This window comes from Roseivivax lentus (genome assembly GCF_900156805.1).
GTDB classification, from domain to species: domain Bacteria; phylum Pseudomonadota; class Alphaproteobacteria; order Rhodobacterales; family Rhodobacteraceae; genus Roseivivax; species Roseivivax lentus.
Genome location: NZ_FTOQ01000001.1, coordinates 722070 through 742140, shown reverse-complemented (window position 1 = coordinate 742140; position 20071 = coordinate 722070). Strand labels below are relative to the sequence as shown.

The window sequence follows — 20071 nt, the reverse complement described above, 5'->3', positions numbered from 1 at the left end:
CAGGGGACATCCCCCGGCTCAGAGACCGAGCTTTTGGATCAGTTCGGCCAGCGTCGCCCGGGCATCGTCGCTCAGTTCCGCCCGCCGCGCGCGGAACAGCGTGGCCTGGCTTTCGAGGATCGGCGCCTCGCGCAGGACCTTGAGGTGATTGGCGCGCAACGTGTCGCCCGAGGAGGTGATGTCGGCGATGGCCTCGGCGGTCAGGTTCTTCACCGTGCCCTCGGTCGCCCCCTGGCTGTCCACGAGCGCGTAATCGGCGACGCCGCCCTCGCGCAGGTATTCCCGCACCAGCCGGTGATACTTCGTCGCGATCCGCAGCCGGAAGCCGTGTCGCGCGCGGAAGGCCGCGGCGGCGGCATCGAGATCGTCGAGCGTGTCGACGTCGACCCAAGCCTGCGGCACCGCGACGATCAGGTTCGCCTCGCCGAAGCCGAGTTCCGCCAGCGGCTCCACCTTCTGGTCCCATTGCACCAGCTTCTCGCGCACGAGGTCGGTGCCGGTCACGCCCAGATGGATGCGGCCCGCGGCCAGTTCGCGCGGCACCTCGCTGGCCGACAGAAGCACCAGCTGCACGTTGTCGATGCCGTCCACGCGGCCTGCATATTCCCGCTCCGATCCGGTGCGTGCCAGCGTGATGCCGCGCGCGCCGAACCAGTCGAAGGTCTTCTGCATCAGCCGGCCCTTGGAGGGCACGCCGAGTTTCACGCTCATACCCCACACTCCAGCATCAGGGTCAGGTCGGGCCGGATCACGCCGCCCACCGCCGGGATCGACCGGCCCGCGCCCAGCCGCGCGGTCAGCGCGTCGTAGCGCCCGCCGCTGGCCACCGGCGGCAGGTCGGGCCGCGCCTCGGCACCGAAGCCGAAGACGAAGCCGTCATAATATTCCATCGAGGTCCGCCCGTAGGAGGCCTCGAACATCAGCGCGTCCACGTCGACGCCGCGCGCGGAAAGCGCGTCGCAGCGCCGCTCGAACCGGGCGACCGCGTCGCGCAGCACCGGGAAATCCATCGCGATATGCTTGAGATGCTCGAGCGCGAAGGGACAGGTCTCGGCCACCGAGAGCAGTTCGTCGATCATCTCGATCTCGGATTTGGCGATGGGGGGCTCGGCGGCATCGGCGCGCAGCGTCTCGATCCGCGCGGCGATCTCCTCGCGTGAGCGCAGCCCGATCAGCGGCCCCGCCCCCGCCATGGGATCCGCCGCCGCCAGCAGCGCCGCGCGCCCCTCGGGCACGGGCGTCTTGCCGGCATAGCGCGCCAGAAGCGCGCGGAACCGCTTCGGCCGCCAGATATGCCGCATCAGCGCGGCGCGCCGCGCCTCGGAGGTGTCGAGCCCCGCCACCGCTGCCGTCAGCACGCCGATATCGCCTGTCACGGCGCGGACCGGCAGCGCGCCCAGCGCATCGCGGATCGCCACGAAGACCTCCGCATCGGCGGCTTCGGGATCGGCGCGGTCGAAGACCTCGAAGCCCACCTGCAGGTATTCCGAGGCGCGCTCGGGATGGTCCTCCTGCCGGCGGAAGACCTCGCCCGCATAGGTGTAGCGTGCGGGCTCGGCGCCCTCGGCCATGTGCATCTGCACCACCGGCACGGTAAAATCCGGGCGCAGCATCCGTTCGCCCCGCGCGGGGTCCTGCGTGACATAGGCGCGCGCGCGGATATCCTCGCCGTAAAGGTCGAGCAGCGTCTCGGCGGGCTGCAGGATGGCGCAGTCGATCACCTCCGCGCCCTGGCCCGCGAAGCCGTCCCTGAGCATCATGGCCCGGTCCCGCGCGGCCCCTGTGCTCATCGCTGGCTGCCCAGGATCTCTTGCACCTTCGCAACCATCCCGTCCCGCGGCACTTCGAATTGCGAGGGGCGTTCCTGCCATTCCTCGAGCGTCGCGGTCTCGGCGATCTTGGCCCCGAGCACGAGGTCCTTGATCTGCACGATGCCCTGGGCGAACTCGTCGGACCCGGCGATGATCGCAACCGGCGCGCCGCGCTTGTCGGCATATTTGAGCTGGTTGCCGAAATTCTTCGGATTGCCGAGATAGACCTCGGCGCGGATGCCCGCATCGCGCAGCTCGGCCACCATGGTCTGGTACTCGGCCATGCGCGCGCGATCCATGACGGTGACGACGACGGGGCCCTGCGCCTCGCCGCCGATGCGACCCTTCTCGCGCAGCGCCGCCAGCAGCCGGTCGACGCCGATCGACACACCCGTGGCGGGCACGGCCTGCCCTGTGAAGCGCTTGACGAGGTCGTCATAGCGCCCGCCGCCTGCGACCGAGCCGAACTGGCGCGCGCGGCCCTTCTCGTCGAGGATCTCGAAGGTTAGCTCGGCCTCGAAGACCGGGCCGGTGTAATAACCGAGGCCCCGGACCACGGACGAGTCGATTACTACTCTGTCTTCACCATACCCCTGAGCTTTCAGAAGACGGGCAATTTCCTCCAACTCAGCAACGCCTTCTTTCCCTGTGGGTGAGTCGCCTACCGCAGCACGCATGGAGCTCAAACGGCGCTCATTCAGTTCGCCGTGCGCATCCGCACGGTCTTCACGCGGCGGTACAGACTCTTGTGTGAGATATTGGGCAATTTTAGCAGCTTGGATATCCGGCAACCCAACACCGGGAATCACTGCCCCAGATTGGTCATTTCTGCCAAAGGTGAGCAGTTCCATCACCCCTTGCTTACCGACCTTGTCGAATTTATCCATCGTCCGCATTACGTCGGCTCTGGCTGGGCTTTCAGGCTCTAGACCCGCAAAATCTAAAACGCCTTCCAACACCTTTCGGTTGTTCACCCGCACCACGTAATCGCCGCGCGGGATACCCACCGCCTCGAGCGCATCGCAGAGCATGGCGCAGATCTCTGCATCCGCAGCCACGGACGGCGCGCCCACCGTATCCGCATCGCATTGATAGAACTGCCGGTACCGCCCCGGCCCGGGCTTTTCGTTGCGCCAGACGGGGCCCATGGCGTAGCGGCGATAGGGCGTCGGCAGGTCGTTGCGGTGCTGAGCATAGACCCGCGCCAGGGGGGCGGTCAGGTCGTAGCGCAGCGCGAGCCAGTCGCCCTTGCCCTCTTCCTCGCCCTCCTGCCAGGCGAAGACGCCCGCATTGGGCCGGTCCACATCGGGCAGGAACTTGCCCAGCGCCTCGACCGTCTCCACCGCCGCACTTTCCAGCGCGTCGAAGCCGTAGCGGTGATAAACCGCGGCGATCTCGGCCAGCATGGCCTGCCGTTCGGTCACATCGGCGCCGAAATAGTCGCGGAAACCCTTCGGCGTCTCCGCCTTCGGTCGGGGCTGTTTCTTCGCTTTGGCCATGGTGTATGTCTCGGGCTGAGAGGGGGTGTTCGCGCGCGGCACTCCCTAGCCCCTCCGCCCGCCGGGGGCAAGCTGCGCCGCCGAAGGAGACAGCATGACGGATGCCATCGACCGGATCGAGGAACGCCTCGCCCATCTCATCGCCCAGATCGAAGACCTCTCGGACGTGGTCGCGCGGCAGGATCGCACGATCGACACGCTCTCGGGCAAGGTCGAGCTGCTGATGCGCCGGGAAGCCAGCCGCGATGCCGACGGCTCGGGCGCGCATCTCTACGGCGACGAACGCCCGCCGCATTACTGAGCGGTCCGCTCGCGCCCTCGCGCGGGCCGGGCAACCAAACGCCGCAGCCGCATCCCCGGCTCCCCCGGATCCCCCCTTTGCCACCCGGGCGGGTCCCGCAGCCCGGGCCGGGCGCCCCGGCCACCCGGCGCTCCCTCCCCCGCTTCATCTTTCCGGAATGTCGCCCGGGGTTCGGGGCCACGCCCCGATCCGCGGGATGATCCGCCCAGGATCAGCCCGCCAGACAAGCGCCCGCTGCAAGCGGGCTCAATTGGAGGCGATATCCGTCGCCGCCACGTCCCCGTCATGCAGGAAGGCGTTCATCCAGCGCGCATTGCCGCCGAAGCGCTCGTAGACCGTCACGAAGACGCTGGTCCGGTCGAGCCGCCCCAGGCGGGACCCGCAGGGCTGGCTGCGCCCGACCCGGCAGATGCGCGACTTCACGTCCTTGTAGGCCTCGTCGGTCGCGGTCATCGGCAGGTCGCCCGCGGCGGCGCCGTAGCGCAGGCTCTCGTGGGTCTCGACCGTCCCGAACAGCGCCAGGGCGGCGGTGAACTGGCGCGCGCAGCCATCGTCGAAGCCGGTGATGTACCAATTGCGCGGGCCGGTCTGCCCCGGCGCGCTGTCATAGAGACGGTACCGCTCGTGCCGTTCGATGGCGCTGGCCAGGCGCCCCACATCCACGCCGCAGAGCCGGGCGAGCGCGCCGAAGGGCACCGCTTCGTTGGGCCCCACCTCGGAGCGGGCGGACGGCACCGTGGCGCCGCCACCGCCGAAGAGCCCAGAGAAAAATCCAGTGCCCCCGCTCTCATCGGCCGGTGCATCGGGGGGCGCCACGCGGCTTTCCGCGGGCAGGCTCGCAAGGACGCTGTCGCGCGCCCGGTCAGCGGCGGTCGGGGCGGGCGCGGATGCGGCATCCGCGCGGTTCCGGAAGAAGCCCAGAAGCCAACCCTCGGGGGCCGCATCGCCCGGGGTCGCGGCCGGGCGCCCGCCGACCCCCGCGGCCTCCGAAAGGGGCGTGTCGGCGGCCTCGGGCGCGGCTTCCGCGGGGCGCGCGGCGATCTCGGCCTGACCCGCCTCGTCCGCAAGCTCGAGACCTGACAGGGTCGGCACGTCGCCTTCGGCACCGGGTTCGGGCGCGATCCCGCAGGCGGAGAGGGCAAGGGCGAGACAGCACAGGATCGGGGCGCAGCGCAAGGCGGACCTCATCAAGGGGTGGTTCTGCTTCCTAGCCCGGGGGGCCTCGGGGGACAAGCCGCCCGGCGGCGTCGCGCCGGGGCCGCGGCCCGCCTCAGAACTCCACCACGTCCATGATACCCGACAGCGACTTGATCGCGCCCTTGATCTCCGGGGTGACGGGAAACGGCTCCTCGAGGTCGATTTCCACTTCGCCCGGCAGGCCCTGCGCGCTCAGGCACAGATGGATCGGCCCGCGGCTCGCCTTCGGCAATTGATCGGCGGCCCGGCTCAGCACCGAGGCGATCTGCGGGATCGCCGCGCGGTCCTCGACGAAGATGCGCAGCCCCGAAGCCCCGGCCTTGGCGATGAGCGGATCGGCCAGGCTCACGGACCGCCCGAGCAGCTTCAGCTGGTCGCTTTCCATCGTCGCCTCTACGGTGACGACGACCTTGGCGCCGGTCTCCAGATGCTCGCGGCTCTTCTCGAGCGTCTCGGAGAAAAGCGTGACCTCGTAGGCGCCGGTCGGATCGGACAGCTGGCAGAAGGCGAAGCGGTTGCCGCGCGCCGATTTGCGTTCCTGCCGTCCGGCGACGGAGCCCGCGAGCTTGGCAAGGCACGGACCGGCCTCGGCCTTCTTCATCACCTCGTCGAGGGTCAGCACGCCCTCGCGCTTCAACGCGGGCATGTAATCGTCGAGCGGATGGCCCGAGAGGTAGAAGCCCACCGCCTTGAATTCCTCGGCCAGCCGCTCCGCCGGCAGCCAGTCGTTCACCGGCGCCAGCCGCGGTTCCGGCAGATCCTCGCCCGCCTCGCCGAAGAGCGACACCTGCGCCGAGGCCTTCTGCTCGTGGATCGCCGCGGAATAGCCGGTCAGCGCATCGAGGCTTTCGAAGATCCGGCGCCGGTTCGGGTCGAGCTGGTCGAAGGCCCCGGCGCGCGCCAGCATTTCCAGCGGCCGCTTGCCGATCCGCTTGAGATCGACGCGGCGGGCGAGATCGAAGATCGTGGCGAAGGGCCGCTCCTCCGCCGTATCCGGCGTCTTCGCCGCGTCCTGCGAGGACGCCCGCCCGGGCGGAGGAGCCGCCCCGCCGCGTCCCTCGACGATGAGGCGCATCGCGTCGAGCCCCACATTCTTCAACGCGCCCAGCGCATAGACGAGCGCGCCGTCCTTCACATCGAAAGTCGCCTGCGAGCGGTTCACGCAAGGCGGCACCCAGGGCAGGCCCAGCCCCTTCTTCACCTCTTCGAAATAGACCGCGAGCTTGTCGGTCAGGTGGATATCGCAGTTCATGACCCCCGCCATGAACTCCACGGGGTGGTTCGCCTTGAGCCATGCGGTCTGGTAACTCACCACCGCATAGGCCGCCGCGTGGGACTTGTTGAAGCCGTAATTGGCGAACTTGTCGAGAAGGTTCCAGACCTCGGTGGCCTTGTCCTTGTCGACGCCGTTCTCCTTGGCGCCGGCGAGGAACTTGGGCCGTTCGGCATCCATCGCCGCCTGGATCTTCTTGCCCATGGCGCGCCGCAGAAGGTCCGCACCGCCCAAGGAATAGCCCGCCATCTCCTGCGCGATCTGCATCACCTGTTCCTGGTATACGATGATGCCCTGCGTCTCGTCGAGGATATGATCGATCGACGGGTGCAGCGTATCACGCTCCGATAGGCCGTTCTTGACCTCGCAGAATTTCGGGATGTTCTCCATCGGGCCGGGCCGGTACAGCGCGACGAGCGCGATGATGTCCTCGATGCAGTCGGGCTTCATGCGCTTGAGCGCATCCATCATGCCCGAGCTTTCCACTTGGAACACCGCGACGGTCTTGGCCTTGGCATAAAGCGCGTAGGTCTTTTCGTCATCGAGCGGGATCTGCCCGATATCGTTCTCGGCCCCTTCGAAGGGCGCGTAGATCTCTGCCCCGTCCTCCGCGATGTGCAAGGGACGCCCGCCCTTGTGAATGAGGTCGATGGCGTTCTGGATCACCGTCAGCGTCTTGAGGCCCAGAAAGTCGAACTTCACGAGCCCCGCCTGTTCCACCCATTTCATATTGAACTGGGTCGCGGGCATGTCCGAACGCGGATCCTGGTAGAGCGGCACCAGCTCATCCAATGGCCGATCCCCGATCACCACGCCCGCAGCATGGGTGGAGGCGTTCCGCAAGAGCCCCTCAACCTGCTGGCCGTAGGTCAGCAGACGGTCCACGACCTCCTCGTTGCGGGCCTCTTCGCGCAGCCGCGGCTCGTCCGCGAGCGCCTTCTCGATCGAGACGGGCTTCACCCCCTCGACGGGGATCATCTTCGACAGCCGGTCCACCTGCCCGTAAGGCATCTGCAGCACGCGGCCCACATCGCGCACCGCGGCCTTCGACAGCAGCGCACCGAAGGTGATGATCTGGCCCACCTTGTCGCGTCCGTACTTCTCCTGGACATAGCGGATCACCTCTTCGCGGCGGTCCATGCAGAAGTCGATGTCGAAGTCCGGCATCGAGACCCGTTCGGGGTTGAGGAACCGCTCGAACAGCAGCGAATAGCGCAGGGGATCGAGATCGGTGATCGTGAGCGCATAGGCCACGAGGCTGCCCGCGCCCGAGCCGCGCCCCGGCCCCACCGGGATGTCGTGATCCTTGGCCCATTTGATGAAATCGGCCACGATCAGGAAATAGCCCGGAAAGCCCATCCCCTCGATGATGCCGAGCTCGAATTCGAGCCGTTTTTCGTATTCCTCAACCGAGGTTGCATGCGGGATGACCGCGAGCCGCGCGGCGAGCCCCTCCTTGGCCTGGCGGCGCAGCTCGTCGACCTCGTCATCGGCAAAGCGCGGCAGGATCGGATCGCGCCGGTAGGCCATGAAGGCGCAGCGGCGGGCGATCTCGACGGTGTTCTCCACCGCCTCGGGCAGATCCGCGAAGAGCGTCACCATCTCTTCGGGCGTCTTGAAGTAATGCTGCGGCGTCAGGCGACGGCGCGGCTCCTGCTGGTCCACATAGGCGCCCTCGGAGATGCAGATCAGCGCATCATGCGCCTCGTACATCTTGGCCTGCGGGAAATAGACGTCGTTGGTGGCCACCAGCGGCAGGCCCATCGCATAGGCCATCTCGATCAGGCCGCGCTCGGTCTGGCGTTCGGCCTCGGGCAGCCCGTCCTCGCCCGGATGGCGCTGCAGCTCGACGTAAAGCCGGTCACCGAAGATCGCGTGAAGCCGCACCATCAGCGCCTCGGCCGCGCCCCGGCTGCCATTGCGCAAGAGCCGCCCCACCGGCCCGTCCGGCCCGCCCGAGAGGCAGATCAGATCCTCGGAATGCGCCTCGAGCTCGTCGAGCGTGACATGCGCAAGCTCGCCGTCGCCGCGCAGGTAGAGGCAGGAATTGAGCTTCATCAGGTGCTCGTAGCCCCGCTCCGTCTGGGCCAGAAGCACCACCGGGGCCGGATCGCGCGGCCGCTCTCCGGGGCCGGGCTCGACGAAGCGCAGATCGATGCAGGCCCCGATGATGGGCTGGATGCCCGCATCCGCCGCCCCCACCGAAAACTCGAGCGCGGCAAAGAGGTTGTTGGTGTCCGTCACGGCCACGGCGGGCATGCCCGCCTTGGCACAGAGACCCGGCAGTTTCTTCAGCCGCATCGCCCCTTCGAGCAGGGAATATTCGGTATGAAGACGGAGGTGAATGAATCGGGGATCGGCCATGGCGACACCATATTCTGCGACCGGGCGGGCGGAAAGCCCTATCAATGGCCGTCCGACAGGTCGCGCCTGCGCTGATCGCCCCGCGCGGGCGGCGCATGATAGGGTCGGCGCATGGCACCTATTCATTCCAACCGCTCACGCATGGGGATGGCGGATTGGTCCTGCGCTGGCGGTCGATGCCGCATGTGCGGGAATGGTGGGGGCCGCCCCCCTCCGAAGCCGAGATCGTCCGGGCCGATCCGCGTGTCGCGGCATGGATCGTGTCGCGCGACAATCGCCCCTTCGCCGTCATGCAGGATTACACCGTGCATGGCTGGGACGGGGGGCATCATTTCGACACGCTGCCCGAGGGCACACGCGGGATCGACCAGTTTATCGGCTGGCCGGACATGCTGGGCCTCGGGCATGGCACGGGCTTTGTCGGCGCGCGGATGGCGGATCTTTTTGCCGGTGGCGCGCCATTGATCGCGACCGATCCGCACCCCGACAACCGGCGGGCCATCGCCGCATACGAAAAACTGGACTTCCGCGCCGTCGGGCCGCCGCGCGACACGCGCTGGGGCCCGATCTTGCCGATGATCGCGACGCGCAGGGGGGTTTTGGGCAGGATACCGCCGGGCGAAACCTGACGCTGTTTCATGCGAAACCAAAGTACGCCATCGAGGTTTTACTTCCCACATGCCCCTCATTCAGGAAATTCGGAATGTCCAAACTGATCGGCTTTATTGTCGCTGTCGTCGTCGTCATCGCCGTCCTCATCTTCTTCGGCTTCATTGATCTCAGCCCCGAGGGCGAAGCCGCGATCGAGAACACCCAGGAGAATGTGGGCGAGGCGGTCGAAGACGCGGGCGAAGCGATCCAGGGCGACAACAACTAAGCTGCCCGCGACGGGGGCGGCGCGCTTGCCGTACCGCCCCCTTTGGCGCGTTTTCGCTTGCCAAGCCCGGCGCGCCGCGCCTAGCCTGATCCCCGCACAGACAGCCCGCCGCCTTCTACGCCGCATCGAGGGCGCGCATGTCACGGGCATCGGGTAAGGCGGCAAGGTTTCATCATGGATATCCGCTTTCTTCTCAACGGAGAGAGTGTCGAGCTTCGGGACGTCGCGCCGACCGTCACGCTGCTCGACTGGCTGCGCGAGACGCGCGGCCTGACCGGCACCAAGGAGGGCTGCAACGAGGGCGATTGCGGCGCCTGCACGGTCATGGTCACCGACGCACATGGCGCGCGCGCGCTCAATGCCTGCATCCTGTTCCTGCCCCAGCTGCATGGCCGCGCCATCCGCACCGTCGAGGGCATCGCGGGCCCGGACGGCGCGCTGCACCCGGTGCAGCAGGCGATGATCGACCATCACGGCAGCCAGTGCGGCTTCTGCACGCCGGGCTTCGTGGTCTCCATGGCGGTGGCGCATCTCAACGGCGATGCGGGCCATGACGACGCGCTGGCGGGCAATCTCTGCCGCTGCACGGGCTACGCCCCCATCGTCCGCGCCGCCGAGGCCGCCGTCGGGGCGCCGGTGCCGGACTGGATGCGCGACGACCCCTCGGTCCTGACCGACCCGCTGGAGGCCGAGCCCGAAGCCGGCCCCTTCGCCCCGGGCGACATTGACGAACTGGCGCGGCTTTATGCCCGCCATCCCGAGGCGACGCTTGTGGCCGGCGCCACTGATGTAGGGCTCTGGGTCACCAAGGGCCTGCGCGATCTGGACGAGGTCATCTTTCTAAACCGCTGCGCCGACCTGCAGGAAATCCGCCGCGCGGACGGGCGCCTGATCTTCGGCGCGGGCGTGACCATGGACCGGGTGCTCCAGACGGTGCGCGAGAGCCATCCCGCCTATGCCGAAATGATCCGGCGCTACGGCTCGGCGCAGGTGCGCGCGGCGGCGACGATCGGGGGCAACATCGCCAATGGCTCGCCCATCGGGGACAACCCGCCCGCCCTGATCGCCATGGGCGCCACGCTGCGCCTGCGCGCGGGCGACAATATCCGCGAGATGCCACTCGAGGAATTCTTCCTCGATTACGGCCGCCAGGACCGGGCGCGGGGCGAGTTCGTCCTCGATATCGCACTGCCCGAGGCGGCCCCGGATCTGCATGTCTACAAGCTGTCGAGGCGGTTCGATCAGGATATCTCGGCGGTCTGCGGCGCCTTCGCGATCACCCGGGACAAGGGCCGGGTCACCGGGGCGCGCATCGCCTTCGGCGGCATGGCGGGCGTGCCGAAGCGCGCAAGTGCGGTCGAGGCGGCGCTCACCGGGGCCGATTGGTCCGAGAAGGGCATCACACCCGCGCTCGACGCTTTCGAGGCCGATTTCCATCCGCTCTCAGACATGCGCGCCTCCGCGGGCTACCGGCTCGAGGCCGCGCGCGCCATGCTGCGGCGCGTGCTGGCGGAGACACAAGGCACCGCGACCTCGGTCCTCGAGGTGACGCCATGAGCCTCCTGACCCTCCGCCCGCGCCGCGGCCCGGCCCGGTGTGCCCCTCTTTGCCGCATCGGCTTCCCCGCCGGCGATCAGCGCGCGACGGCCCGACCACGCCCGGCCCGCGGTCTTGCCTCTTTGCAAATACGCACCCGCGCCGCAGGCAAACCGGGCCACGCCGGAGACAGGCCATGAGCGTGACAAAAGCCCTGCCCCACGATGCCGCCCGACTGCACGTCACCGGTGCCGCACGTTACGTGGACGACATCCCCGTGCCCGCCGATTGCCTGCACCTCGCCTTCGGGCTCGCGCCCATCGCGGCGGGCCGCATCACCACACTCGATCTCGCGCCGGTGCGGGATGCGCCCGGCGTGGCGCTGGTCCTCGAGGCCGCGGATCTCGACCGGCCCGCGGATTGTTCGCCCTCGGCGCATGACGAGCCGCTGCTGTCGGGCCACTCCATCCATTACCTCGGCCAGCCGGTCTTCCTCGTGGCCGCGACCAGCCATCTCGCCGCGCGCAAGGCCGCCCGCCGCGCCGTCATCGAGACGCAGAAACGCGACGCGGTGCTGAGCGTGGACGACGCGCTCGGGGTCAATGCGCGTTTCGAGGACGGCCCGCGGATCTGGGAAAAGGGCGATGCGGGCGAGGCCATCGACGCCGCCCCGCATGTGGTCACCGGCGCCATCGACGTGGGCGGGCAGGAACATTTCTACCTCGAGGGGCAATGCGCCCTCGCCCTGCCGCAGGAAGGCGGCGACATGGTGGTGCATGCCTCGACCCAGCATCCGACCGAGATCCAGCACAAGGTCGCCGATGCGCTGGGCCTGCCGATGCATGCGGTGCGCGTCGAGACGCGCCGCATGGGCGGCGGCTTCGGCGGCAAGGAGAGCCAGGGCAACGCGCTTGCCATCGCCTGCGCCATCGTCGCCGCGAAGACCGGCCGGCCCGCCAAGATGCGGTATGACCGCGACGACGACATGACGATCACCGGCAAGCGCCACGACATCCGCATCGAATATTCCGCGGGCTTCGACGAAGAGGGCCGTCTTCTCGGCGTCGAATTCGTGCATCTGATGCGCTGCGGCTGGGCGCAGGACCTGTCGCTGCCGGTGGCCGACCGCGCCATGCTGCATGCCGACAACGCCTATCACCTGCCCTCGGCGCGGATCGAAAGCCACCGGCTCAAGACCAACACCCAAAGCGCCACGGCCTTTCGCGGCTTCGGCGGCCCGCAGGGGATGATGGGGATCGAACGGGTGATGGATCACGCGGCCCACGTCCTCGGGCTCGACCCGCTCGAGATCCGGCGGCGGAACTATTATGCGGAGGCGGACGATTCCGCGGCCGCGCACGGGGCGGAGGGGACGGCGTCGCGTTTGTCCGGAAAGGTGAAGCCGCCGGGCGGTCCTGATCCGGACAGCGGCGCGGCGGCGGCGCCTGCGGGGTCCGAACCGGTGAAGGACGCCGCAGATAATCCGCATGTCGATCTGGCGTCGCGCGGCGCGCAGGGAACGGTGCCCGAGGGACGCGCGCCAGAGGGGACGCACGCGGCGCAGACCACGCCTTACGGCATGGCGGTCGAGGATTTCGTCCTCGGCACCATGACCGGGCGGCTGGCCGAGAGCTGCGATTACGCCGCGCGGCGCGCGGCCATCGCCGAATGGAACGCGCAAAGCGAGGTGCTGAAGCGCGGGCTCGCGCTCACGCCGGTCAAGTTCGGCATCTCCTTCACGCTCACCCATCTCAACCAGGCGGGCGCGCTGGTGCATGTCTACCAGGATGGCAGCCTCGTGCTGAACCATGGCGGCACCGAGATGGGCCAGGGCCTGTTCCAGAAGGTGGCGCAGGTCACCGCGGAGGTCTTCGGGCTCGACACGGGCGCCGTGAAGATCACCGCGACGGATACGGGCAAGGTGCCCAACACCTCGGCCACGGCGGCCTCGTCGGGATCGGATCTGAACGGGATGGCGGCGAAGACCGCGGCGCTGACGATCCGCGACCGGATGGCGGACTTCCTGGCCGCCGAGCACCAGGCCCGGGCGGCGGAAGTGCGGTTCGACGGCGGCATGGTCACGGTGGCGGGGTCCGAGATGCCCTTCGCCGAGGCCGTCAAGCGTTGCTACGAAGGGCGCGTCAGCCTGTCCTCGACCGGGTTCTACAAGACGCCGAAGCTGCAATGGGACCGGATCAAGGGACAGGGCCGACCGTTCTTCTACTTCGCCCATGGCGCGGCCTGTTCGGAGGTGGTGATCGACACGCTGACCGGCGAGCACCGCATCCTGCGCACCGATATCCTGCACGATTGCGGCCGTTCGCTGAACCCCGCACTCGACCGCGGGCAGATCGAGGGCGGCTTCGTGCAGGGCGCGGGCTGGCTCACCAGCGAGGAGCTGGTCTGGGACGATGACGGGCGGCTGACCACCCACGCGCCCGCGACCTACAAGATCCCCGCCTGTTCGGACCGGCCCGACATCTTCAACGTGGAGCTCTGGCAGGAGGACAACCGCGAGGAGACGATCTACCGCTCGAAGGCGGTCGGCGAGCCGCCCTTCATGCTGGGCATGTCGGTCTTCTTCGCCCTGTCGGACGCCATCGCCGCCTGCGGGCCGGGCTATCCAATGCTCGACGCGCCCGCGACGCCGGAAGAGGTCCTGCGCGCCATCGGGCGGGCGCGCGGATGAGCTTCGACCGGCAGGCGCTGGCCCGCGCTGTGACCGCGCATGGCCGGGTCGCGCGGGTCGTCGTGGCCGAGGTCGCGGGCTCCGCCCCGCGCGAGCCGGGGGCCGCGATGCTGGTCTGGCCCGGCGGGCAATCGGGCACGATCGGGGGCGGCGCGCTGGAATACGACGCGGCGCGGCGGGCGTTCGCCGCGCCCGGTCTCAGCCGGCACGCGCTTGGCCCCGATCTGGGGCAATGCTGCGGCGGACGGGTGACGCTTCTGACCGAAATCTTCGATGCCGGGGCGCTGGCCTCGGTGCCGGAGCGCGGGCTTTATGCGCGGGGCCCGGGCGAGATGCCGCTCGCCGTGCGGCGGATGCTGAGCGATGCGCGCGGTCGGGGGGCAAGCAGCGGTCCCTGTCTCGCGGGGGGCTGGATGGTGGAGCCGGTGACGCATCCGCAGATCCCGCTCTGGGTCTGGGGCGCGGGCCATGTGGGCCGGGCCATCGTCGATGTGCTGAACCCGGTGCCGGACCTCGCGATCACCTGGGTCGACACCGCGGAGGCGCGCTTTCCCGACGCGGTGCCGGGCGGCGTCACGCCGCTGCCCGCCGCCGATCTGCCGCGCCTTGCCGGCCACGCGCCGCGCGAGGCCGCGCATCTCGTCCTGACCTATAGCCACGAGATCGACCTCGCGCTCTGTCACGCGCTTCTGACCCGGGGCTTCGCCTTCGCGGGCCTGATCGGGTCGGACACGAAATGGGCGCGCTTTCGCAAGCGGCTTCGGGCGCTTGGCCATGCCGACGCTGAAATCGGCCGCATTTGCTGCCCGATTGGGCAGAAATCCTTCGGCAAGCACCCGCAGGCCATTGCGCTGGGTGTCGCGGGCCAGCTACTTCAATGGAAAACCGCAAGGGAAGGTGCGCTTTGGGACAGCCGCTCCTCACGCTCCGGGGCCTGACCAAGGCCTATCCCGGCGTCGTGGCAAACGACGATGTCTCCTTCGAGATCGGCGAAGGGGAAATCCACGCGCTTCTGGGCGAGAACGGCGCGGGCAAGTCGACGCTGGTGAAGATGATCTACGGGCTGGTGAAGCCCGATGCCGGCGCGATGACGCTGCGCGGACAGGCCTTCGCGCCGTCGCAACCCGCCGAGGCGCGGCGCGCGGGCGTGGCGATGGTGTTCCAGCATTTCTCGCTTTTCGATGCGCTGAGCGTGGCGGAGAACGTGGCGCTCGGCATGGAAAACTCGCCCAGGACACGCGATCTGGCCCGCCAGATCCGCGACGTGTCCGAAGCCTACGGGCTGCCGCTCGACCCGTTCCGGGTGGTGGGCACGCTCTCGGCGGGCGAGCGCCAGCGGGTCGAGATCATCCGCTGCCTCCTGCAGGATCCGAAGCTGCTGATCATGGACGAGCCCACCAGCGTGCTGACCCCGCAGGAGGTGACGATCCTGTTCGAGACCCTGCGCAAGCTGCGCAGCGAGGGCACGTCGATCCTTTATATCTCCCACAAGCTCGAGGAAATCCGCGCGCTCTGCGACACCGCGACGATCCTGCGGCTGGGCAAGCGGGTCGCGACCTGCACGCCCGCCGAGACGACCGCGCGCGCCCTGGCGGAGATGATGGTGGGCGCGAGCTTCGCCACGCCCAAGGCGCGCGCCACGACACCCGGCGACGTGCTGCTGGAGGTCAAGGCGCTGTCGCTGCCCGCACCCGGCGCCTTCGGCACGCCGCTGCGCGACGTGTCGCTGCAATTGCGGGCGGGCGAGGTTCTGGGGATCGGCGGCGTCGCGGGCAACGGGCAGGACGAGCTTCTGGCGGCGCTGTCGGGCGAGCGGCTGGCGCCGCGGGGATCGGTCCTGCTCAAGGGCCGCGACATCAGCCGCGACGGGCCGGTGGCGCGCCGCGGCCAGGGGCTTCTGTCGGGGCCCGAAGAGCGGCTGGGCCATGCCGCGGCGCCCAACATGAGCCTCGTGGAGAACGGCGTTCTGACCGCGGCGCGGCGCGCGGGCCTCGTGCGGCGGGGCTTCATCGACTGGCGCGCCGCGGGCGCTTTCGCCGACACCGTGATCAAGCGGTTCGACGTGCGCACGCCCTCGGCCCAGACCGCCGCGCGGGCGCTCTCGGGCGGCAATCTGCAGAAATTCGTGATCGGGCGGGAAATCGTGCAGGACCCGGACGTGCTGGTGGTGAACCAGCCCACCTGGGGCGTCGATGCGGCGGCCGCCGCGGCGATCCGGCAGGCGCTTCTGGATCTCGCCGCCGACGGCACCGGCATCCTCGTCATCAGCCAGGATCTGGACGAGCTGATGGAGATCTCCGACCGGTTCGCCGCGCTGAACGAGGGCCGGCTGTCGGAGGCGCGGCCCGTCGCCGATCTGAGCATCGAGAAGATCGGCCTGATGATGGGCGGCGCGCATGACATGGAGGTCGCGCATGAGACGGCCTGAGGCAGCGGTCTTCGACGCGAAGACCGGCGCGAAATCCGACGCGGATTTCGGGCGCGCGGGGTGGGGCTGCGGCGTCGCCCGGCACCGATCCGTGCCCGAGGCGCGCGCGGCGCGCCTGAAATCCGCGTCGGATTTCGGTCCGGGATGCGCGTCGCATCCCGCGCGGGAGCGGCCATGATCCGGCTCGAGAAACGCCCCCAGCCCTCTCGGCTCTGGACCGCGGCGGCGCCGCTGATCGCGGTGGTCCTGACGATGCTCGTGGGTGGTATCATGTTCGCCGCCCTGGGCAAGCCGCCGGTCGAGGCGATCCGCACGATCTTCTGGGACCCGCTCTTCAATCCGCAATTCGCAGCCTATTCGCGGCCGCAGCTTCTGGTGAAGGCCGGGCCTCTCATTCTGATCGCGATCGGGCTCTCTCTCGGGTTTCGCGCGGGCATCTGGAACATCGGCGCCGAGGGCCAGTACATCATGGGCGCGGTCATCGGCGCGGGCGCCGGGCTTGCGCTCTATCCCTCCGAAAGCGTGCTGATCTTTCCGATGATGGTGCTCGCGGGCGCCCTCGGCGGCTGGGCCTGGGCGATGATCCCGGCGATCCTCAAGACGCGCTTCGGCACCAACGAAATTCTCGTGTCGCTGATGCTGGTCTATGTGGCGGAATCGATCCTCGCCTCGGTGTCCTCGGGCCTCCTGCGCAACCCCGAGGGCATGGGCTTTCCGGGCAGCCGCAACCTGCGCCAGTGGGAAGCGGCCTCGAACCAGGAACTGATCGCAGGCACCGGCATGCATTGGGGGGTCGTCGCGGCCTTCATCGCGGTGATCCTCGCCTATGTGCTGCTGGCCCGGCACATCCAGGGCTTCAACATCCGCCTGTCGGGCGAGGCGCCGCGCGCGGCGCGCTTTTCCGGCGTGAACCCCGCGCGGATCGTGATCCTGTGCCTCGGCATCGCGGGCGCGCTCGCGGGCCTTGCGGGGCTTTTCGAGGTGACCGGACCGGCGGGGCAGATCTCCATCGATTTCAACTCGGGCTACGGCTTCACGGCGATCATCGTCGCCTTTCTCGGACGCCTGCATCCGGTGGGCATCCTGCTTGCGGGCCTGCTGATGGCGCTGACCTATATCGGCGGCGAGCTGGCGCAGCTCATGCTGGGCGTGCCCGGCGCGTCGATCCAGCTCTTCCAGGGGATGCTGCTGTTCTTCCTGCTGGGCGTCGATGTCTTCACCAATTACCGCATCCGGATCGGACAGGGGGTGGCTGCCTGATGGATCTCTCCTCGATCTCTCCGATCCTGCTGATCGCCTCGATCATGATCTCCGCGACGCCGATTCTGCTGGCGGCCATCGGCGAGATGGTGGTCGAGCGCGCGGGCGTGCTGAACCTCGGCGTTGAGGGGATGATGATCACCGGCGCGGTCGTGGGCTTCGCCGTGGCGATCAATACCGGCCAGCCCGCGCTCGGATTTGCCGCCGCCGCACTGGCCGCGGCTTTGTTGTCGCTGTCCTTCGGGTTCCTGACGCAGGTGCTGCTGTCGAACCAGGTGGCGACGGGCCTCGGCCTCACGCTCGTCGGGCTCGGCCTTTCGAGCCTCATCGGCAAGCCCTATGAGGGAATGAAGACGCCGACGCTGCCGAAGCTCGATCTCGGCCCGCTGTCGGACCTGCCGGTGCTGGGGCGGATGCTGTTTTCGCACGATATCATGGTCTATCTGTCGCTTGTCCTCGTGGCCGCGGTCTGGGCCTTCCTGAAATACACCCGTGCCGGGCTGATCCTGCGCGCGGTGGGCGAGAGCCACGATGCCGCCCATGCGCTGGGCTACAAGGTGGTGCGCGTGCGCATGGCCGCGATCTTCTTCGGCGGAGCGTGTGCGGGCCTCGGCGGCGCGTATCTGAGCCTCGTGCGGGTGCCGCAATGGACCGAGGGCATGACCGCGGGCGCGGGCTGGATTGCGCTGGCCATCGTCGTCTTCGCCTCCTGGCGGGCGGAACGGGTGCTGATCGGTGCCTATCTCTTCGGCGGGGTGACGGTACTGCAGCTGAACCTGCAGGCCGCAGGCGCGGCGGTGCCCGTCGCGCTCCTGTCGGCCTCACCCTACCTGATGACCATCCTCGTCCTCGTCGCGATCTCGGCGCGCGGGACCCATGGCGCGCCGGCCTCGCTGGGCCAGCCGTTCCACGCGATACAATGAGCGAGGCGGCGCGGAACCGACTGCACCTTGCGCTGCGCGGCAGCGACCCGGTCCACGGCCGGGCTCTCGCCTTCGCGCTGCACGCGGTGATCCTGGCCTCGGCGCTGATGCTGACGCTGCAGAGCATGGACAGCCTGCCCGACGCGGCGCATCGCGCGCTGCATGTGGGCGAATACATCATCCTCGCGATCTTCACGGTCGAATATGCGGCACGGCTCTGGTCCGCCCCCGACCGGCTGAGATACGCGACGAGCTTCTGGGGCATCATCGACCTCCTGGCGATCCTGCCCGCGATCCTGATGCTGCTGCCCGATTGGCAGAGCCTGCGCCTTCTGCGCCTCCTGCGCGCGGTCCGGCTGCTGAAGCTTCTGCGCTTGAGCCATGCCATGGCACGCATCGAACGCGCCTTCGCGGAAAGCCGCGACGAGCTGATCCTGTTCACCTTCGCCGCGGTGATCATCCTCTTCATCGCCGCGGTCGGCATCCACCATTTCGAACACGAGGCCCAACCAGAGAAATTCGGATCGATCCCGGCGGCGCTGTGGTGGGCGCTGGCCACGCTGACCACCGTGGGCTACGGGGATGTCTATCCGATCACCATCGGCGGCCGGATTTTCACCGGCTTCATTTTACTCGTTGGCCTCGGAGTCATCGCGATTCCCGCCAGCGTCATCACCGCGGCCTTGCTAAGAGGCCACCGCCGTGACGATGATCGCGGCAAATCATGAATCAGCATCAGGGAGAACAAAATATGCTGCGCAGAACACTGCTTGCCACCGCCGCCGCCGCGGCTATGGCCACCACCGCCTTCGGCGCCGAACATGCGGAGAAGACCAAGGTCGGCTTCATCTATGTCGGTCCCATCGGCGATGGCGGCTGGACCTACGAGCACAACAAGGGCCGGCTCGCCGTCGAGGAGGAATTCGGCGACGCGGTCGAAACCGTCTACCAGGAAAGCGTGCCCGAAGGCGCCGATGCCGAACGCGCGATCACCCAGATGGCGCTGTCGGGCGCGGACCTGATCTTCACCACCTCCTTCGGCTACATGGACCCGACCATCGCGGTGGCCGAGAAGTTCCCGGACGTGAAGTTCGAACACGCGACCGGCTACAAGCGGGCCGACAACGTCTCGACCTATTCCGCGCGCTTCTACGAGGGCCGCGCGATCCAGGGCCATATCGCGGGCAAGATGACCGAGACCAACAAGATCGGCTATATCGCCTCCTTCCCGATCCCCGAAGTGATCCGGGGCATCAACTCGGCCTATCTGCACGCCAAGAAGGTGAACCCGGATGTCGAGTTCTCCATCGTCTGGGCCTACACCTGGTTCGATCCGGCGAAAGAGGCGGATGCCGCCCGCGCACTGATCGAGAACGGCGCCGACGTGATCCTGCAGCACACCGACTCGACCGCGCCGCAGGCCGCAGCGCAGGAAGCGGGCGGGATCATCACCTTCGGTCAGGCCTCGGACATGTCGGAATTCGCGCCGCTGCCGCGCGTCTCGTCGATCATCGACGACTGGGCGCCCTATTACATCGCGCGCACCCGCGCAGTGATGGATGGCACCTGGGAATCGACCGACACCTGGGACGGGATCGGCCCGGGCATGGTCGGCATCGGCGAGATCTCCGACGCGGTGCCGGAGGACGTGAAGGCCGAGGCGCTGGCCATGAAGGACGCGATCGCCTCGGGCGAGTACCACCCCTTCACCGGCCCCATCAACAAGCAGGACGGGTCGGTCTGGCTCGCCGAGGGCGAGGTGGCCGATGACGGCACGCTTCTGGGCATGGATTTCTACGTCGAAGGTCTGACCGGCGAGATCCCGAACTGATCGACGGATCGGCGGCGCGGCGCCCCGGCGGGCGCGGCGCCTCCTCGACACCATCGCAAGCGCGCGTCCCTGCGGGGGCGCG

17 protein-coding genes are annotated in these 20071 nt (G+C 68.6%); 12 read left to right on the top strand and 5 right to left on the bottom strand.

All coding sequences use genetic code 11. The features are described from left to right. Window positions 1-18 precede the first annotated feature (18 nt). The 3 genes from hisG to hisS are packed head-to-tail and all read right to left on the bottom strand — an operon-like array spanning window position 19 to window position 3310. Window positions 19-711, bottom strand: coding sequence for an ATP phosphoribosyltransferase (hisG, locus tag BW990_RS03455; protein WP_076444977.1), 693 nt, complete (start codon window positions 709-711; stop codon window positions 19-21). Beyond that, the gene (locus tag BW990_RS03450; RefSeq protein ID WP_076444975.1) at window positions 708-1790 is read right to left on the bottom strand and encodes an ATP phosphoribosyltransferase regulatory subunit; all 1083 of its coding nucleotides are present in this window, start codon (window positions 1788-1790) and stop codon (window positions 708-710) included. The genes hisG and BW990_RS03450 overlap by 4 nt, the downstream gene beginning before the upstream one ends. Continuing rightward, window positions 1787-3310, bottom strand: a complete 1524-nt coding sequence (gene hisS / locus BW990_RS03445; RefSeq protein WP_076444973.1) for a histidine--tRNA ligase — start codon at window positions 3308-3310, stop codon at window positions 1787-1789. The genes BW990_RS03450 and hisS overlap by 4 nt, the downstream gene beginning before the upstream one ends. A gap of 94 nt (window positions 3311-3404) precedes the next feature. On the opposite strand from hisS, the gene BW990_RS03440 reads away from it, so the two are divergent. Further along, a complete protein-coding gene (locus tag BW990_RS03440) occupies window positions 3405-3611 on the top strand; it encodes a SlyX family protein (RefSeq protein ID WP_200798009.1) in 207 nt (68 codons plus the stop codon). A 246-nt stretch (window positions 3612-3857) separates the two neighbouring features. Here the strand turns inward: BW990_RS03440 and BW990_RS03435 are convergent, their stop codons facing one another. Both BW990_RS03435 and dnaE read right to left on the bottom strand, forming a co-directional pair. Continuing rightward, on the bottom strand, window positions 3858-4787 hold the full coding sequence (locus BW990_RS03435) for a hypothetical protein (RefSeq protein ID WP_076444972.1): 930 nt from the start codon (window positions 4785-4787) through the stop codon (window positions 3858-3860). 94 nt (window positions 4788-4881) lie between these two features. Then, the gene (gene dnaE / locus BW990_RS03430) at window positions 4882-8445 is read right to left on the bottom strand and encodes a DNA polymerase III subunit alpha (RefSeq protein ID WP_076444970.1); all 3564 of its coding nucleotides are present in this window, start codon (window positions 8443-8445) and stop codon (window positions 4882-4884) included. A 44-nt stretch (window positions 8446-8489) separates the two neighbouring features. Between dnaE and BW990_RS03425 the strand changes: the two genes are divergently transcribed. The 11 genes from BW990_RS03425 to BW990_RS03380 all read left to right on the top strand — a co-directional run bounded on the left by BW990_RS03425 (window position 8490) and on the right by BW990_RS03380 (window position 19989). Continuing rightward, window positions 8490-9074: a GNAT family N-acetyltransferase gene (locus BW990_RS03425; RefSeq protein ID WP_234990146.1), complete on the top strand. Its 585-nt coding sequence runs from the start codon at window positions 8490-8492 to the stop codon at window positions 9072-9074. A gap of 74 nt (window positions 9075-9148) precedes the next feature. Further along, the gene (locus tag BW990_RS21725) at window positions 9149-9322 is read left to right on the top strand and encodes a hypothetical protein (RefSeq protein WP_159441597.1); all 174 of its coding nucleotides are present in this window, start codon (window positions 9149-9151) and stop codon (window positions 9320-9322) included. Window positions 9323-9496: 174 nt separating this feature from the next. Next, window positions 9497-10879, top strand: coding sequence for a xanthine dehydrogenase small subunit (xdhA, locus tag BW990_RS03420; RefSeq protein WP_076444968.1), 1383 nt, complete (start codon window positions 9497-9499; stop codon window positions 10877-10879). Window positions 10880-11054: 175 nt separating this feature from the next. After that, entirely contained in the window at window positions 11055-13547 is a 2493-nt protein-coding gene (locus tag BW990_RS03415; RefSeq protein ID WP_076444966.1) for a xanthine dehydrogenase molybdopterin binding subunit, read from the top strand. Continuing rightward, window positions 13544-14485: a xanthine dehydrogenase accessory protein XdhC gene (gene xdhC / locus BW990_RS03410; RefSeq protein WP_076444964.1), complete on the top strand. Its 942-nt coding sequence runs from the start codon at window positions 13544-13546 to the stop codon at window positions 14483-14485. The genes BW990_RS03415 and xdhC overlap by 4 nt, the downstream gene beginning before the upstream one ends. Beyond that, a complete protein-coding gene (locus BW990_RS03405; RefSeq protein ID WP_200798008.1) occupies window positions 14452-15975 on the top strand; it encodes an ABC transporter ATP-binding protein in 1524 nt (507 codons plus the stop codon). The genes xdhC and BW990_RS03405 overlap by 34 nt, the downstream gene beginning before the upstream one ends. Further along, window positions 15962-16153 carry a hypothetical protein gene (locus BW990_RS03400; RefSeq protein ID WP_076444960.1) on the top strand — a complete coding sequence of 64 codons (192 nt, stop codon included), beginning with the start codon at window positions 15962-15964 and terminating at the stop codon, window positions 16151-16153. Before BW990_RS03405 ends, BW990_RS03400 begins: the two co-directional genes overlap by 14 nt. Continuing rightward, on the top strand, window positions 16150-17235 hold the full coding sequence (locus BW990_RS03395) for an ABC transporter permease (protein ID WP_076444958.1): 1086 nt from the start codon (window positions 16150-16152) through the stop codon (window positions 17233-17235). Before BW990_RS03400 ends, BW990_RS03395 begins: the two co-directional genes overlap by 4 nt. Then, a complete protein-coding gene (locus BW990_RS03390; RefSeq protein ID WP_200798007.1) occupies window positions 17235-18158 on the top strand; it encodes an ABC transporter permease in 924 nt (307 codons plus the stop codon). The genes BW990_RS03395 and BW990_RS03390 overlap by 1 nt, the downstream gene beginning before the upstream one ends. Further along, window positions 18155-18886 carry an ion transporter gene (locus BW990_RS03385; protein WP_076444956.1) on the top strand — a complete coding sequence of 244 codons (732 nt, stop codon included), beginning with the start codon at window positions 18155-18157 and terminating at the stop codon, window positions 18884-18886. The genes BW990_RS03390 and BW990_RS03385 overlap by 4 nt, the downstream gene beginning before the upstream one ends. 23 nt (window positions 18887-18909) lie before the next feature. After that, window positions 18910-19989 carry a BMP family ABC transporter substrate-binding protein gene (locus tag BW990_RS03380; protein WP_076444953.1) on the top strand — a complete coding sequence of 360 codons (1080 nt, stop codon included), beginning with the start codon at window positions 18910-18912 and terminating at the stop codon, window positions 19987-19989. Window positions 19990-20071 lie beyond the last annotated feature (82 nt).